This window comes from Rhizobium sp. 01T417 (assembly GCF_056398905.1).
In genome coordinates this window covers 25685-39896 of sequence record NZ_JBFTQH010000045.1, presented here as the reverse complement: position 1 = coordinate 39896, position 14212 = coordinate 25685, and the positions used below count along the sequence as shown (strand labels likewise).

At 59.8% G+C, this 14212-nt stretch carries 14 protein-coding genes and 1 pseudogene; 5 read left to right on the top strand and 10 right to left on the bottom strand.

Annotated elements, in window-relative coordinates:
* Both AC1DPR_RS27690 and AC1DPR_RS27685 read right to left on the bottom strand, forming a co-directional pair.
* Positions 1-348, bottom strand: a 348-nt coding sequence (locus AC1DPR_RS27690; protein WP_477817628.1) for an EAL domain-containing protein, incomplete at its 3' end; no start/stop codon positions are given.
* Positions 306-533, bottom strand: a complete 228-nt coding sequence (locus tag AC1DPR_RS27685; RefSeq protein WP_477817626.1) for a hypothetical protein — start codon at positions 531-533, stop codon at positions 306-308. The genes AC1DPR_RS27690 and AC1DPR_RS27685, both read right to left, overlap by 43 nt.
* An 884-nt stretch (positions 534-1417) precedes the next feature.
* On the opposite strand from AC1DPR_RS27685, the gene AC1DPR_RS27680 reads away from it, so the two are divergent.
* The 3 genes and pseudogenes from AC1DPR_RS27680 to AC1DPR_RS27670 form a co-directional block, all read left to right on the top strand.
* Positions 1418-1918, top strand: a complete 501-nt coding sequence (locus tag AC1DPR_RS27680; protein ID WP_112648926.1) for a DUF892 family protein — start codon at positions 1418-1420, stop codon at positions 1916-1918.
* Positions 1919-1995: 77 nt separating this feature from the next.
* The gene (gene katE, locus AC1DPR_RS27675; RefSeq protein ID WP_477817625.1) at positions 1996-4134 is read left to right on the top strand and encodes a catalase; all 2139 of its coding nucleotides are present in this window, start codon (positions 1996-1998) and stop codon (positions 4132-4134) included.
* Positions 4135-4211: 77 nt separating this feature from the next.
* Positions 4212-4474 (top strand): annotated as a pseudogene (locus tag AC1DPR_RS27670) (GFA family protein); the annotation flags it as partial.
* On the opposite strand, the gene AC1DPR_RS27665 reads toward AC1DPR_RS27670, so the two are convergent.
* The 5 genes from AC1DPR_RS27665 to AC1DPR_RS27645 form a co-directional block, all read right to left on the bottom strand.
* Positions 4403-4606 (bottom strand): hypothetical protein, encoded by a 204-nt coding sequence (locus AC1DPR_RS27665; RefSeq protein WP_112648922.1) that lies wholly within the window; start codon positions 4604-4606, stop codon positions 4403-4405. The pseudogene AC1DPR_RS27670 and the gene AC1DPR_RS27665 overlap by 72 nt on opposite strands.
* Before the next feature lie 845 nt (positions 4607-5451).
* Complete coding sequence (locus AC1DPR_RS27660) at positions 5452-5634, bottom strand: hypothetical protein (RefSeq protein ID WP_340651987.1); 183 nt, start codon at positions 5632-5634, stop codon at positions 5452-5454.
* A 218-nt stretch (positions 5635-5852) separates the two neighbouring features.
* Positions 5853-6044 (bottom strand): CsbD family protein, encoded by a 192-nt coding sequence (locus AC1DPR_RS27655; RefSeq protein ID WP_018858755.1) that lies wholly within the window; start codon positions 6042-6044, stop codon positions 5853-5855.
* 161 nt (positions 6045-6205) lie between these two features.
* Positions 6206-6778 carry an alpha/beta hydrolase gene (locus tag AC1DPR_RS27650; RefSeq protein ID WP_477817624.1) on the bottom strand — a complete coding sequence of 191 codons (573 nt, stop codon included), beginning with the start codon at positions 6776-6778 and terminating at the stop codon, positions 6206-6208.
* 509 nt (positions 6779-7287) lie between these two features.
* Complete coding sequence (locus AC1DPR_RS27645) at positions 7288-7545, bottom strand: GlsB/YeaQ/YmgE family stress response membrane protein (RefSeq protein WP_018858753.1); 258 nt, start codon at positions 7543-7545, stop codon at positions 7288-7290.
* Between the two features lie 610 nt (positions 7546-8155).
* Between AC1DPR_RS27645 and AC1DPR_RS27640 the strand changes: the two genes are divergently transcribed.
* Both AC1DPR_RS27640 and AC1DPR_RS27635 read left to right on the top strand, forming a co-directional pair.
* Positions 8156-9925 (top strand): adenylate/guanylate cyclase domain-containing protein, encoded by a 1770-nt coding sequence (locus AC1DPR_RS27640; protein WP_477817623.1) that lies wholly within the window; start codon positions 8156-8158, stop codon positions 9923-9925.
* 557 nt (positions 9926-10482) lie between these two features.
* Positions 10483-11220: an SDR family oxidoreductase gene (locus AC1DPR_RS27635; RefSeq protein WP_112666842.1), complete on the top strand. Its 738-nt coding sequence runs from the start codon at positions 10483-10485 to the stop codon at positions 11218-11220.
* Here AC1DPR_RS27635 and AC1DPR_RS27630 read toward each other — a convergent pair.
* From AC1DPR_RS27630 to AC1DPR_RS27620, 3 genes are all read right to left on the bottom strand, one after another.
* The gene (locus tag AC1DPR_RS27630) at positions 11217-12149 is read right to left on the bottom strand and encodes a LysR family transcriptional regulator (protein WP_477817622.1); all 933 of its coding nucleotides are present in this window, start codon (positions 12147-12149) and stop codon (positions 11217-11219) included. The two genes, AC1DPR_RS27635 and AC1DPR_RS27630, sit on opposite strands and share 4 nt — an antisense overlap.
* 517 nt (positions 12150-12666) lie before the next feature.
* A complete protein-coding gene (locus AC1DPR_RS27625) occupies positions 12667-13686 on the bottom strand; it encodes a zinc-binding alcohol dehydrogenase family protein (protein WP_477817621.1) in 1020 nt (339 codons plus the stop codon).
* 28 nt (positions 13687-13714) lie between these two features.
* Positions 13715-14134 carry a GlcG/HbpS family heme-binding protein gene (locus tag AC1DPR_RS27620; RefSeq protein ID WP_477817620.1) on the bottom strand — a complete coding sequence of 140 codons (420 nt, stop codon included), beginning with the start codon at positions 14132-14134 and terminating at the stop codon, positions 13715-13717.
* Positions 14135-14212: the final 78 nt, after the last annotated feature.

The window sequence follows — 14212 nt, the reverse complement described above, 5'->3', positions numbered from 1 at the left end:
GGTCCGGGCAATGTCGGCGTGAATGAAGCCGCGCTCCGTCACCTCCAGCCAGACCTGCGACGCTTGCACGTCAGCCGCATGAATCTCGTCGGTGATCAATGTCAGGAACTGACCGCTTTCCAGGTCCTGCGGCGATATGTTGATCGCAACATGCATGTCGCGATGCTCGGCGAGCGCCATTTTCATGTTCAAGATAACGTTTTGGATCATGATCGCCGTGACTTGACCGATCATGCCGTTCTGTTCTGCGAAAGGAATGAAGAGGTCAGGTCTGACCCACGTGCCATCAGGTTTCTTCCACCGTATCAGGGCTTCAGCGCCGATGCATCGGCCCGTTGATAGTTCGATGATTGGCTGACAATGCGCGAGAAGCTCTTTCTTGCGAAGACGGGCCGAACGGTTCCCATGCAGGCGATCTTGAAGTCGTCGAACGGGTCCTCGTTGGCGCCAGTGGGCCGTTGGCAGGGTTCCGCCTTCCTGATGTCATTGCCGGTGATCTGGTTCGTTCGCCATAATTCCGGTGTGGGCTGCAAGTTCCAATCCGGGAGCAACCGCGAAGGGTGCCGCCGCGGCGGTTCCCTCTCCACGTGGTTGTCGGAAGCGCGTAGCATGACCGCGATCGCGGTGGAGACCAGGACCCGATTTCATGATCGTTTCCTGTCAGCGGAGCGTGGCTAAGTTTCCTGTCAGCGGACCGTGGCCAAGCGGTGCGCTCGGTCGCAGGCGCGTCGCCGATTTTCGCGCCTACGGTCGAGTGATAACCCGGCAGGCCACTCGCTTGTTGCGTCCCTATCGCACGCTCGAGCAGTCTAGCTCACGCACCCGCTGCGAAAAGCCGGCTCCTTGGAATGTTGGATGTCTCGTCGCCGACCGGAACAATGTCGATCACTCAATGAGGCGGAACAGATGCTGCACTCCTGAACTTCGAAGCACGTCATCGTGGTTCAGACGCAACGAAGCGGTAGCGGGCGTTATTCGGACGATCCCGACAGTTCTTAGGCTAGGCAATCGGCTTATCGTTGAGCAGCGACAGCGTCCAAGAGACCGCCTGCGTCTTTGCCGTGGTAGTCGCGCTTGAAGGAGGCGATTTCCTGCTTTCTCCGGGCCACACGGGAGAGCGATAACTCCGGGATCAGGTCGCTGTTCCAAGCCGCCCATAAAATCGCGCGGGCCTTTCACTTCATCTATCTGGAAGAAAGCCGAGATCGATGGAACAACGACGATCGGTGGAGGTTCTATCTGTACCGCTCGGCTCGTTTCGTACCCCAGCAGGTTCAAACGCGGCCGACCGGCTTTCTTTTTCTTTGACGGATCGAGGCAACGTCCCGGAGACGGGGGACGTCCGATCATCTCATGGACGGGAACATCCACCATCACGCGGAGTTTGGTGGCCGCAAGCTCGCCATAGGAGGACACCATGGCTCCCGAAAAGACACTCAACGACCTTTTTCTTGATACGCTCAGGGACATTTATTTTGCCGAAAAGCAGATTTTGAGGGCCCTTCCAAAGATGGCTCGCGCGACGCAGTCGGAAGAAGGCAAAGCCGGATTCCTCAAGCATCGCGACGAGACACAAGGACAAATCGAGCGTCTCGAACAGGTGTTCGAACTCATCGGCAAATCGGCTCGTGGCAAGACCTGCGAAGCCATCCAGGGCATCCTCGCCGAAGGCGAAGAGATCATGGAGGAATACAAGGGCTCGATTGCGCTTGACGCGGGCTTAATATCGGCGGCTCAGGCAGTCGAGCACTATGAGATTGCGCGTTACGGCACCCTGATCGCCTGGGCCGACCAGCTCGGGCTCAGAGAGGCTGCGCCTCTTCTGCAGGCAACCCTTGCCGAAGAGGAAGCCACCGACACGAAGCTTACCCAGCTCGCACGGGCGTCAGCAAATCCCAAGGGAAGAAAGGCCGCTTGAATCTTAGGAAGGCCATCCACTGGGGCGGCCTTTTCTAGTTTCGACCTCATGCGGCATCCAAAAATGGAACGAAGAGAATGACCAAGAAAGCTATAGTCACGCAATCCGACACTGTTACCATTCACGACCAGAGCCCTCATCGCGGCGAAGGCGGCGAACTCCACCAGTTCGCCGAAGATGGCCACGACGTTTTGACAACGGCACAAGGCGGCCCTATTGCCGACGACCAGAATTCGCTTCGGGTCGGCGCCCGCGGTCCGCTCGTCGTCGACGACTTCCACTTCCGCGAAAAGATCTTCCACTTCGACCACGAAAGGATTCCCGAGCGCGTCGTCCATGCCCGCGGCTATGGCGCGCACGGCTTCTTCGAGACCTACGAATCCTTGGCGGCCTACACTCGTGCCGACTTGTTTCAGCGGGCGGGCGAGAAGACGCCGGTCTTCGTCAGGTTCTCCACGGTTGCAGGCAGCAAGGGATCGTCAGATCTCGCCCGCGACGTCCGCGGCTTCGCCGTGAAGATGTACACCAAGGAGGGCAACTGGGATCTAGTCGGCAACAACATTCCGGTATTCTTCATCCAGGACGCCATCAAGTTTCCCGACCTTATCCATTCCGTCAAACCGGAGCCGGACCGCGACTTCCCACAGGCGCAGTCGGCCCATGACACTTTCTGGGACTTCATCAGCCTGACGCCGGAAAGCATGCACATGATCATGTGGGTTATGTCTGATCGGGCGATCCCGCGCTCCTTGCGCTTCATAGAAGGCTTCGGCGTTCACACCTTCCGTTTCGTCAACGCAAAGGACGAGTCGACCTTCGTCAAGTTCCACTGGAAGCCGAAGCTCGGGCTGCAATCGGTGGCTTGGAACGAAGCCGTGAAGATCAACGGCGCCGACCCTGACTTCCATCGGCGCGATCTCTGGCAGTCGATCCAGTCCGGAAATTTCCCGGAATGGGAATTGCAGGTTCAGCTCTTCGACCAGGACTTTGCCGACAGCTTCGACTTCGATGTCCTCGATCCGACAAAGATCATTCCGGAGGAAGTGTTACCCCCTCAGCCGGTTGGTCGGTTGGTTCTCGATCGCATGCCTGACAACTTCTTTGCGGAGACCGAGCAGGTCGCCTTCATGACCCAGAACGTCCCTCCGGGGATCGACTTCAGCAACGATCCGCTGCTGCAGGGGCGCAACTTCTCCTACCTCGACACGCAGCTCAAGCGGCTGGGTGGCCCGAACTTCACGCATCTGCCGATCAACGCGCCGAAGTGTCCCTTCCACACTTTCCAGCAGGACGGCCACATGGCGATGCGCAATCCCGTCGGGCGTGCGAACTACCAGCCAAACTCCTTCGGCGAAGGGCCGAGGGAGTCGCCTGTACAAGGCTACCGTCACTTTCCCGCCGAAGAGGAAGGCCCAAAGGTGCGTCTGCGCCCGGAAAGCTTTTCCGACCATTACAGCCAGGCACGGCAGTTCTACATCAGCCAGACCCCGCCCGAACAGCGTCATATCGAGGCGGCCTTGACGTTCGAGCTCAGCAAGGTCGAGACGCCCGCGATCCGGGAGCGGATGGTCTCGCATCTCCTGAACATAGAGGAGACGCTTGCCTCCACCGTCGCCCAGAAACTCGGTTTCCAATCCATGCCGGAGCCCGCCGACGCGGCGATGCCAACCCGCCAGGACCTCGAACCGTCGCCGGCCCTCAGCATAGTGGAGCGTGGTCCCAAACGCTTCGAGGGACGCAAACTTGGCATTCTGGTAACCGATGGCGTCGACGCCAAGCTGCTCAAGGCCCTTGGGGACGCCGTCACCAAGGAGAAGGCAGTCTTCGACGTGATCGCGCCGAAGGTGGGCGGAGTCACAGCCTCGGACGGGACGCTGATCAAGGCCCATCACATGATCGACGGCGGACCATCGGTACTCTTCGACGCCGTCGCCCTCCTCACCTCCGCCGAGGCGATCGACGATCTCGTCAAGGAGGCAGCGGCGCGGGACTTCGTCGCCGACGCTTTCCAGCACTGCAAGTTCATCGGCTACGATCCGTCGGCACTGCCACTGCTTGAAAAGGCAGGAATCGCCGACGCTCTCGACGAGGGAGTGATAGCGCTACCTGGCGACGATGGCCTTGCGGCTTTCGTGGAGGAGCTGGGAAAGCTGCGTGTCTGGGGTCGCGAGCCATCGGTTAAGCTCGGCAAGGCGTCTGCGCAGATCAAAGCATGATTGGCGAGGCGCGGCAGCAATGCCGCGCCAGCCCAGTTTCTTAACCGACAGGAGCGAACCACCGTGGTTCGAAATTTCGCCACTTCTGTCCTGAATGTGGCTCGCGACTGTTTTCGGCGGACGAGAAGGAGGCGGAAATCAAGCTCGGCGTCCTGCACGACGCGCCGATGCCGCTCACCCCGACCTACGAGCTCTGGATCAGCGCCGCGAGAACTAGATTCGCCCGATTGAAGGCGCCGAACAGTTCGAAGAAGATCGGCGACAAAACCTAAGCCTTCATTCGTCGTCGGTAGGCGATCGCCTCGTCCACAACCGCCGACGACGGGAGCGTGATATCTAGCCATCGCGCTAGCGCGATCATTCCGTACTCCGGGAACCGTTCGCTATAACAGATGCTGGCGGTCTCCCTGCCGAGAAAGGCCGCAAACGCGACCTGGTCGTTGGCGACCTTGTCGGCATCGTGCGTGTTCACGACGACGAGGTGCGCGCATCCTGATCGACGACTGCGACAGGCGCAGACAGGACAAGACTAGTTGAATGCCAAGGACTATCAGTTGCCGTTCCCGTTCGATGCAAGATAGACAAGCTGTCCGTCCACCTCGGCCCGCTGCAGCTTGAGGCGGCAGACCAGCAGAAGGCTGGCGACGCTAAGGTTAAATCGCGCGACTAGGCATCGAGTGCAGCGTTGCTCCGCCGGTCGTTGAAAGCCTTCAAGATGGAGATCCGGCCATGCCATTTACCCTGCTGTTTAAAATAGCGGCATGCATCGAAACTCCGACTGGCATCGCCCTCTTCCTTCTGCCGAACACGGTTACCCAACTACTGCTTGGGGAAGCCCTATCGGGCGCTGGTCGGGCCGTCGCCTCCCCTCACCGAGTTGACGTTGTTCGCACTGGGCATCATGGCGTGGTCGGGAAGGAAAATTTCTAAAAGAAGCCCAGCGCTCGCGGGCATGATGATTTACAATGTCCTGACGGCCATCTACCTGGCGGCGGTCTTCTTCCAGGCAGCGCATGTCGAAACGCTGCTTCTGCCCGCGATCATGCTGCATGCGGTGTTGGAATTGCTGCTTGTATACCCCTGGTCGTCTGAGGGCGATCTAAACCCGGAATGGACGACCCCGCAACAAGAACGGTGGCGGTCTCCGCTGCAAGGCCGCCCGCACCAACATAATGGAATGGCATTCATCTCGTTGGTCGACCATGCTTTCAAACGGAAGGACGGACGGTGTCTAAACGCTAGATTTCGTGCTGGCATGCGCTGCGCTTCATTTTCCGCCGATCACTGGGCAGAACAGATCCGATCACTTTTCGACGCCTACTGCGCGGTAAAAAAGGTCAACAGCACCTTGCCCTTCTCGCCGAGCAGACAAACGAAGCGGTCAGGCTTTCCGGTCTTCTCCTTGCGAGCAATATATGCCTCGCCCAGGATCACGGTCTTGATTGGAACGTCGCCGACCTTTGTGTCTGCCTTACTCACCGCCAGGCTTTCAATATCCATAACGAGATCCGTAACCTCCGGCGATCTTTCTTGAAGGGCCAGAAGGCCCGTCGACTTGCATGCCGTCACAGCGGGATCCACCGTCGCTTGAGCGTGGGCGTCGGACGCGAATGCCACTGCCGCCGCAGCGATCATACAGACCCGCGTTATCATAGGCGCCTCTCGTGGCGAAAAAACCCGCCTCCCCACGGGCGTTTCGGGAGCGTGGATCCTGTCGGTCACGCCTTGTCGACGATCTTCTTGACCGCCTCCTTGGTTTCGCCCTTGGCGACCTGCGCCTTGCCCTTCGCTTCCTGGATTGAGCCCTTTGCCTGTTCCTCGTGGTTGTCGATGGCCTTGCCAGCGGCCTGCCGGGCTTTTCCTGCGATTTCGTTGGCAGTGCCTTTGATCTTGTCGGACGTGCTTCCCATCGGATGTCTCCTTTTTGACGGTGCCCACTCACAAATGCCAGAATGCGCACTTCGTTCCCGATTAAATCGCGGGAACTTTTTAGTTCGTGGAGATTACCCGTCGGCGCGGAACGAAAGCTCTCCACCGGGCGTTCGGAAACGTCTCTCGGAAACGGCGCTTGTCATCGCTCATGGAATGGAAACGGCCACGCTGATCTACGGTTTCCATTCTCGGGCGAAAGTCTTCCGGAGGAAAGCGAGCGCCTTCTGCGCCCGGTCCACGAGATCGTGTGCCCGACGGCCGGCTCGATATCGAGCTCGACCTTGAAGCCTGCCGTCTCGAGCTGAGCCGCTGCTAGCGAAGAAGCCATCGAGGGGATGGTCCGATCCTCCTTGCCGTGCACGAGGAGCACGGGCGTGTCCTTACTCGTGCCGGAGACCGGCGTTGGCGGCAGGAGACCTGCGAAAGACACGAGTGCGCCGACCTTCCATCGTCCGGAGGCGACCGCGTCAAGGGCGACGATCGCGCCCTGCGACACACCGACGAAAGCGATCCGGGCGAGCGCGTTTTCGAAACCCTCTTTCCTAGCAGCATCGCCGATGGTCTTATCGGAAGCCTGTCGCACGGCCTGGATGCGTCCGGGTTGTAATTGCGCGCCGTCGACGCTGAACCATTCGTGACCGCCCTCCTGATGGAACGGTGCAGTAAAGCGCGTCTCTGGTAGTGAAGCCCGCCACGAAGACGCCAACGGCATGAGTTGGGCGCCGGAAGCGCCGAAGCCGTGAAGAAAGACGACGAGAGATCTGGATGCGGTGTTTCTTTGACTCGGAATAAGCGGAGGGCGCTCGACCCGTCATGGGGAACGCCCTGGTGACCCGCACAACCTTGCGACGTTGATATCCCGGCCAGCGGCTGGATAGCGAAAGTCGACCGTCTAGTCGAGTTCGACCTTTCGTTCCGGTGACTGGCTTAGTGGTCGGGGGTCTATCATTGCATTCCCTTATGCTAGGGGCGAGGTCCTACGGACGGGTTGGACGCTCGTGTGACGTTTCGATGCCCGCACCGAGAAATCGGAAAACCGGTGCGTCGATCATTTCAGTCGTGTCCCATTAACATGCAGCGACGTCGGGCAATTAACCTGCAGCGGCGAGGGGCGACCGGATGAAAGGCACCGTCTGCTCCATAATGCCGGATTTCTGCGAGCCTACGAAAGCTTCTCGAGCAGATATCGAAGTCTGTTCGTAGTTCTGTAGCGTCCTTCGCCTAGGCTGTACGTCTGATCATTCTAGCGAGAGCGATCAAAATGCACGCGCCGATGAAGCCGGCAATCAGGTAGCCGAGCCACCCGGCGAGAACCACGCCGAAGAGAGCGAGGATAAAATTCGCCACGATCGCGCCGACGATCCCGAGAAGGATGTTCATCAGTACGCCCATGTTGCTTTTCATGAACAGTTCGGCGAGCCAACCGGCGATGCCGCCGATGACGATTGCGGCGATCCAGCCAATACCTGCGTTTTCCATATGAGGTCCCCGAGATTTCGTGATGATATGGTCGACGGAAGACCCGACGACCAGGCAATAAACTCTTTCGAGGTTGGTTGGTTCCCATATGGCAAATGCACGCTTTCCAGCCCATTGCGGGCATCTGGGCGGCATCACCTAATACGGTTGTTTTTCTCGAGTGGCCTCTGCGCCAGCGCGCTGTTCAGGACGCCGAGCCGACGTCGGAATGAACGATCAATAGGTCCACGTCGTGCGCCGGCGTCTTCCCATGAAAGCGTGATCCGAAGCCGTAGATTTGAACCCTCTCCGTCATCCGCGCCGCGCGGCCTTCTCGCGCTCGCGTTCCGGTAGAGTCTGATAGTTTCAGAAGTCCTCTTGTCCCAGAGCCCCCATGAACTCGGCGATGGTACCATATATTCGAGGGGCTCGGACATCGTCGTGACCTGACCTGAGCGGGCTTCTGCAACGACAGCGTCGATCGGCCGGGAGCCTGAAGAACAGTCATTGCGTAGGGCCACAACGTCGGCTGCGTCCAGTTCGATCGCAACCGAGAGCGCTCTGAGCAGCGGCCGAAAGTTCTTTCTTGCCCCCTGTCTCCCTGCTATCCTGAAAGTGAGGAGACGGCGCCATGAGCGAGAGCCGAAAGCTGGCTGCCATCCTGGCTGCGGACGTGGTTGGGTACAGTCGGCTTGCCGGCGCCGACGAGGAACGCATCCTGGCGAGGCTACGGGCACTGCGCAGCGATCTCATCGATCCGACGATCGCCGTTCACCATGGCAGGGTGGTGAAGCGAACTGGCGATGGTGCGCTGGTCGAGTTCCGCAGCGTGGTGGACGCCGTGCGTTGCGCCATTGAGGTGCAGAACGGTATGGTTGAACGCAATGACGGCGTGCCGCAGGACCGTCGCATCGAGTTCCGGATCGGTATCCATTTGGGCGATGTCGTCGAGGAAAGCGACGGCGATCTGATGGGCGACGGCGTCAATATCGCCTCGCGATTGGAGGGCGTCGCCGCGGCGGGCGCTATCTGCCTATCCGAGGATGCCTATCGCCAAGTCAAGGCGAGGCTCGACCTCTCGGTCAGCGATCTCGGCAACACGCAACTCAAGAACATCGCCGAACCAATCCGGGTCTATTCGCTGCAAGTCGGCAACGCCGGGACCAAGGCAGCCGCGGCCTCGGAAACCGCGACGAGCCAACCTGCGACGGCAACGTCGCCGAAGCTGTCGATCGCCGTCCTGCCCTTCGCCAACATGAGTGGTGACGCTGAACAGGACTACTTCGCCGACGGCATCTCGGAAGACATTATCACGGCGCTATCGAAGTTGAGGCAGCTCTTCGTCATCGCCCGCCATTCGTCGTTTACCTTCAAGGGCAAGAACGTCCATGTGCAGGAGGTGGGCACGAATCTCGGCGTGCGGTATGTTCTTGAGGGCAGTGTACGCAAATCGGGGAACAGGGCACGCATTACGGCGCAGCTTATCGACGCGACCACCGGCGGGCATCTATGGGCGGAGCGGTTCGATCGCGACCTGACCGACATATTCGCTGTTCAGGACGATGTAACGCAGCAGATCGTCGATGCGCTGGCGGTCAACCTGACAGAGGGCGATCGGAAAAGGCTGGTGCCGGGGCAGACCGGGCATCCCGAGGCGTACGACTGCTTCTTGCGCGGCCGGGAGCTGTGGCATCGCCTGACGAAGCAAACGAACAGCGACGCCCGCGACCTTTTGCAACATGCCGTCGAACTGGACCCGAACTTCGCTTCGGCGCACGCCTTTCTCGCCCTGACCCACGGGCTCGACTATTTGAACCGGTGGAGCGCGTTGCCGCAGCGCTCGATTCAGCAGGCCGAAGAGGCTGCGACGCTGGCGGTGGCACGGGATGATAGCGATCCCGTGGCCCACTGGGCACTGAGTGTGGTCAGTCTTTACTCGCGACAGCACGATAGAGCTCTCAGCGAGGCCGAGCGTGCAATAAGTCTCAATCCGAACTTCGCCGAAGGGCAGGTCAGCCTCGGGGAGGCACTTCTCTATTCAGGCAGATCCGAGGAGGCACTCGCCTGTTTCGATCGGGCCAGGATCTTGAACCCGTACTTTCCGGATGTCGTTCTCCACTTTCAGGCTTGGGCCTGGTTTCAACTGCGAAGGTACGAAGAGGCGGTTAAATTGTTGGTGCAGCGCGTGACTCTCAATCCCGTCACCGACGTCTCGCGCGCGCTTCTGGCCGCATGTTACGGACACCTCGGCCGTTTCGAAGAGGCTCGGGCGACGTGGCAAGAGGTGCTGCGCGTCAATCCCGACTACTCCTTGGAATACCGCCGCAAAGTCTTGCCCTTTAAGAACCCCGCCGATTTCGAGCTCGTCATGGAAGGGCTACGCAAAGCCGGCGTCGTATAATGATGGGTGACAAATGTCCGATCTTGAACCACCATTTCCACAGAAGATGAGCAATAGCCAATGCCGGCTTAACCACCACCTCCAGCGTAATCGCTAGCAAGGTCTGCTTCGAGGAGTCTGCAAAGCCTCTCTCTAAGGCCGGCATGGCGGCGCAAAGCGGAAAATCATTTCCGAAAGGCTACTGAGCGATTGCGTAAACCGCGATAGTTGTGACAAACAGCGGGTGATACGGCAATGCGGACCCTGTCGGGCTCACTGGAGCGGACCGGCCCAGTACAAATGTCAAAACGGACGGTTCCGTATTCGGAATGCGATGCGTGATCAACAGAGGCGCTGCCCTTGCAACACGCGATTAGCTCCAACGCCATGCGATCTCCCCCCGTATGCGCCTGAGAACACGCCCCAGTTCGTTTCGACCTCGACCCGCTTGTCGTTCCCGGTTTTTCCGATTGAAACAATCGTACATTCCCGTTTCCTCCGCCACCTCCGGACAAGTAAACCTTCGGCCAATCCGGCACGCCGCTATGCGCGCCACCAAAAGCGGAAGGGACAGAGGAATGGAAGCAAACAAACATCAGGAACATATACTCGTTGTCGGCGGCGGTTCCGGTATGGGTCTGGCCGTGGCCAACAGGCTACTGGAATGGGGAGCAACGGTGACGATTGCCGGTCGATCTTCCGAACGGCTCACGCTGGCTCGCGAACGGCTTGGCGCTGATACGCCACGACTCCACACTGTCGTCGCAGATGTCACGCGTGAGGACGACGTAGAGCGACTGTTCGCATCGACGGGTGATCTCCATCATATTGTCTGGACCGCAGCCGACGTTGGTGGCGTCTACGTGCCTTTGGACGATATGGATATTTCGACGGCGCGCCGGGTGGTCGATTCGAAAGTGATCGCGCCGGTCATGCTCGCTAAGCATGGGGCTCCGCGCCTGATCCCCGGCGGCTCAATTACCCTAACCTCCGGTATCGCTGCCTACCGACCGGCGCCGAAGGGTTCTGTCGTCGCCGCTATCAACGGAGCACTTGAGTCTCTGGTTTACGCCCTCGCCGTCGAACTGGCACCACTGAGGGTCAATGCCGTCTCGCCGGGTTGGGTCGACACCCCTATTTGGGAGTCCGTTGCGGGCGCGGGCAAAACCGCCGCGTTGGAAGCTATGGCAAAGCGGTTGCTTGTCCAACGGATCGGACAGCCGGACGATATCGCACAAGCGATCGAAGCGGTGATTCGCAATACGTTCATGACCGGGACCGTTGTCCATGTCGACGGCGGGCAGCGTCTGGTCTAGCGCCCGAAACTTTCCCTGGCGACGGCGAGAAAGGCAGCCGTCGCCGGAGGTCGCGCGCGCCGGGCGCGCCAAATCATTGTGAGGGGCACTGTCGAGCTGGGGCCCGACCACGGAACGGCGACGACAAGATCGCGCGCGGGAACAAGGGCCGATCTCGGAACCATCGCGCATCCCAGCCCGGCCTCGACCAGCCCTTTTATCGAACCAATACTTGCGAACTCCCCGATGATCCTTGGGCTTGCCGGGAGCGTTGCTGCGAAGGCCTCATCGAACATCCTTCGATAGATGCATCCAGTCGGAGTGACGAGGAAAACCTCCCCGGCGAGGCTCTCCGGCCCGATCATTGCGTGCTTTGCCAGACGATGGCCGGCCGGCATGACAATCATCAGCGCATCTTCCGCAACGGCCTCGCCTTGGATGTCTAAGGATGCTTTTGCCTCCCCGAAAAGGAAGCCGATATCCAAGGCGCCGCTTTTCACCCCGCTGCGCAGACCGCCGCTGTCAGCGGTTTTCAGAGCGAGTTCCACCGCCGGGTAACGGCGGTGGAACTCCGCCAGCAGTTGCGGCAACCGGTTGGCACAAAGCGTTTCAAGGCCACCGATAACGAGACTTCCAGCCACCACGCTGCCAGCGTCGGCAATAGCTGAATGCGTTTCCTCGGCCAGCCTGAGCAGCTCCGCCGCGTAAGCGACCAGCCGCTCTCCGGCGGGCGTGAGCATCAGCTTTCTGCGGGACCGGTCGAAAAGCCGAGTACCAAGGTCGGCTTCCAACGCCTGGATTTGCTCGGTTACACTTGATTGAGACAGATGAACGCGTTCGGCCGCGTGGGTGAAGTTGAGTGTGTCGGCGACAGCGGCGAATGTGGTGAGATGGCGAAGCTGAATGTTTGCCTCCAGTCGAAAAGAGCGAGAGTGTCTCCGATGTAGCATTGCTTATTACAAACTGCCACTTGTCGTAGATTTATCGCTCCGCTCCTCCGATCACTCGAATAGCAGACTGACCGCCTTTCGGAATTAGGGCGGGTTGTGTCGACGACCGGCATGGAGGCGCGAAGCCGACCTTGGTTGGGCTCATCCTCTGCGGTCGCTTCGGGACCGAAAGCAGTCAATGCGTAGTAACGCTGCCATCAAAAATTTCAAAACGACTTGCCAGAGTCGATTCTCAGGCCGCAATCAAAATATCAACCAAGCGCGTAGCGGCAGCTGCCTTCCAACTCACCCCGGCGCCGGGATTGGCGACAGCCGCAACCGCGCGCAGTAGATCGAGGGGATGTATCGAGTCGGATTTCACCGCTCGCAACAGCGATGCGGGCAGTCAACATCCCGATACTCTCCCTGATTTGCGCACCCGAGGCTGCCTAGAGATCCGACGCAACATAGACCTCAAGAAGGAAAAACTGGCGGCGCGCATGCAGACGGCGGTCCTGAGGACCGCCGTCAATTTTGATCAGGCGAAGCCTTCGAGTACGACCTTGCCGATCGTCGAGCCGCTTTCGAGTTGCTCGTGAGCCTTCTTGAGATTCTCGGCGTTGATCGCGCCGAGGTTGACCGTGGCTGTCGACCGAATACGCCCGGCATCGACCGCGGTGGAAATCTCGTTGAGGATTAGGCCTTGCTGATCCATGTCGGGCGTCTCGTAAATGGCGCGGGTGAACATCAGCTCGTGGTGGATGGAAACCGCCTTGCGCTTGAACTTCATGATGTCGAAACCCGACGGATCGTCGATGAGGCAGAAGCGACCCTGCGGCGCTATCAATTCAGCGATGTCATCGACGTGCTGAGCGGTCTGCGTCGTCGAGAAGACGAAAGCAGGAGCGCCGATACCCAGTGCCGCGATCTCGCCTGCGAGGGGCTTGGAGTGATCTATGACATGGTGCGCGCCCAGCGACGTGACAAAGTCCTTCGTTTCTGGACGCGAGGCAGTCGCGATGACAGTCAGGTCGGTGAACTGCCTGGCAATCTGGACGGCGATCGATCCGACACCGCCCGCACCGCCGATAATAAGGACCGAGGGAGCCGCACCGGGGACAGGCTTCTTCACGTCGAGGCGGTCGAAGAATGCTTCCCAAGCGGTCAGCGAAGTCAGTGGAAGCGCTGCGGCTTCGGCCCATCCGAGCTTCGACGGCTTCTTGCCGACAATTCGCTCGTCGACGAGATGGAATTCGGCGTTCGCACCAGTCCGGGTGATGGAACCCGCATACCAGACTTCGTCGCCGGGCTTGAAGTTGGTGACAGCGTCACCGACCGCGGCGACAACGCCGGCGGCGTCCCAGCCGATGACCTTCCACTCGGCATCCCCTGCAGGTGGCGTGCTACGGCGGACCTTGTAGTCGACCGGATTGACCGAGACGGCTTTTACCTCGACGAGGATGTCGCGGCCCTCAGGCATCGGTTGCGGCAGCTCGATGTCGACGAGCGAATCTTGCGCCGAGATGGGTGACGGCGTCTTGTATCCGATGGCTTTCATTGATGTCTCCATTTCCTGTTTGTCAATGTCACTTGCCGAGGTCGCGAAGGGCCGCCTCGCCAGCCTCCTGGTCCTGGGCCCAGCTTCCGCCCGAAATCCCGAGGCCGCCGATAATCGCGCCGTCTTCCATGATCGGGAAACCGCCCGCAGCCGCCATGACACGGGGGACGTGCCTGAGGTTCGACGCGCCTCGATCTTCCAGGAGATCGACCCACTGCGCGGTTGAAAGTCCGAACGAGGCCGCGGTGTAAGCCTTGTCGATGGCGATGTTGACCGCGAGGTACGAGCTCCGATCACTTCGTTCGAAGGCCTTGAGATTGCCTGCCGCGTCCACGATCGCGACGACCGGCTCGAACCCGACGCGCTCGGAGGCGGCGATGGTAGCGGCAACGAGACGGGCCGCGGCTTCGCGGGTGATGGAGCGGGAGATGAAGCTATTTTGAGACATGCGTGTTCCTATTGGATTGGTGCGAAGCTAACGGTTTTCGCCAGCGGTCGCCGACTGATGTGTTCGTCAGTGATCCCA

Coding starts and splice junctions, on each gene's coding strand:
- AC1DPR_RS27680 (WP_112648926.1), top strand. CDS start 1,418: ATGGCTCCCGAAAAGACACTCAACGACCTTTTTCTTGATACGCTCAGG.
- katE (WP_477817625.1), top strand. CDS start 1,996: ATGACCAAGAAAGCTATAGTCACGCAATCCGACACTGTTACCATTCAC.
- AC1DPR_RS27660 (WP_340651987.1), bottom strand. CDS start 5,634: ATGGATATTGAAAGCCTGGCGGTGAGTAAGGCAGACACAAAGGTCGGC.
- AC1DPR_RS27655 (WP_018858755.1), bottom strand. CDS start 6,044: ATGGGAAGCACGTCCGACAAGATCAAAGGCACTGCCAACGAAATCGCA.
- AC1DPR_RS27650 (WP_477817624.1), bottom strand. CDS start 6,778: ATGCCGTTGGCGTCTTCGTGGCGGGCTTCACTACCAGAGACGCGCTTT.
- AC1DPR_RS27645 (WP_018858753.1), bottom strand. CDS start 7,545: ATGGAAAACGCAGGTATTGGCTGGATCGCCGCAATCGTCATCGGCGGC.
- AC1DPR_RS27640 (WP_477817623.1), top strand. CDS start 8,156: ATGAGCGAGAGCCGAAAGCTGGCTGCCATCCTGGCTGCGGACGTGGTT.
- AC1DPR_RS27635 (WP_112666842.1), top strand. CDS start 10,483: ATGGAAGCAAACAAACATCAGGAACATATACTCGTTGTCGGCGGCGGT.
- AC1DPR_RS27630 (WP_477817622.1), bottom strand. CDS start 12,149: ATGCTACATCGGAGACACTCTCGCTCTTTTCGACTGGAGGCAAACATT.
- AC1DPR_RS27625 (WP_477817621.1), bottom strand. CDS start 13,686: ATGAAAGCCATCGGATACAAGACGCCGTCACCCATCTCGGCGCAAGAT.
- AC1DPR_RS27620 (WP_477817620.1), bottom strand. CDS start 14,134: ATGTCTCAAAATAGCTTCATCTCCCGCTCCATCACCCGCGAAGCCGCG.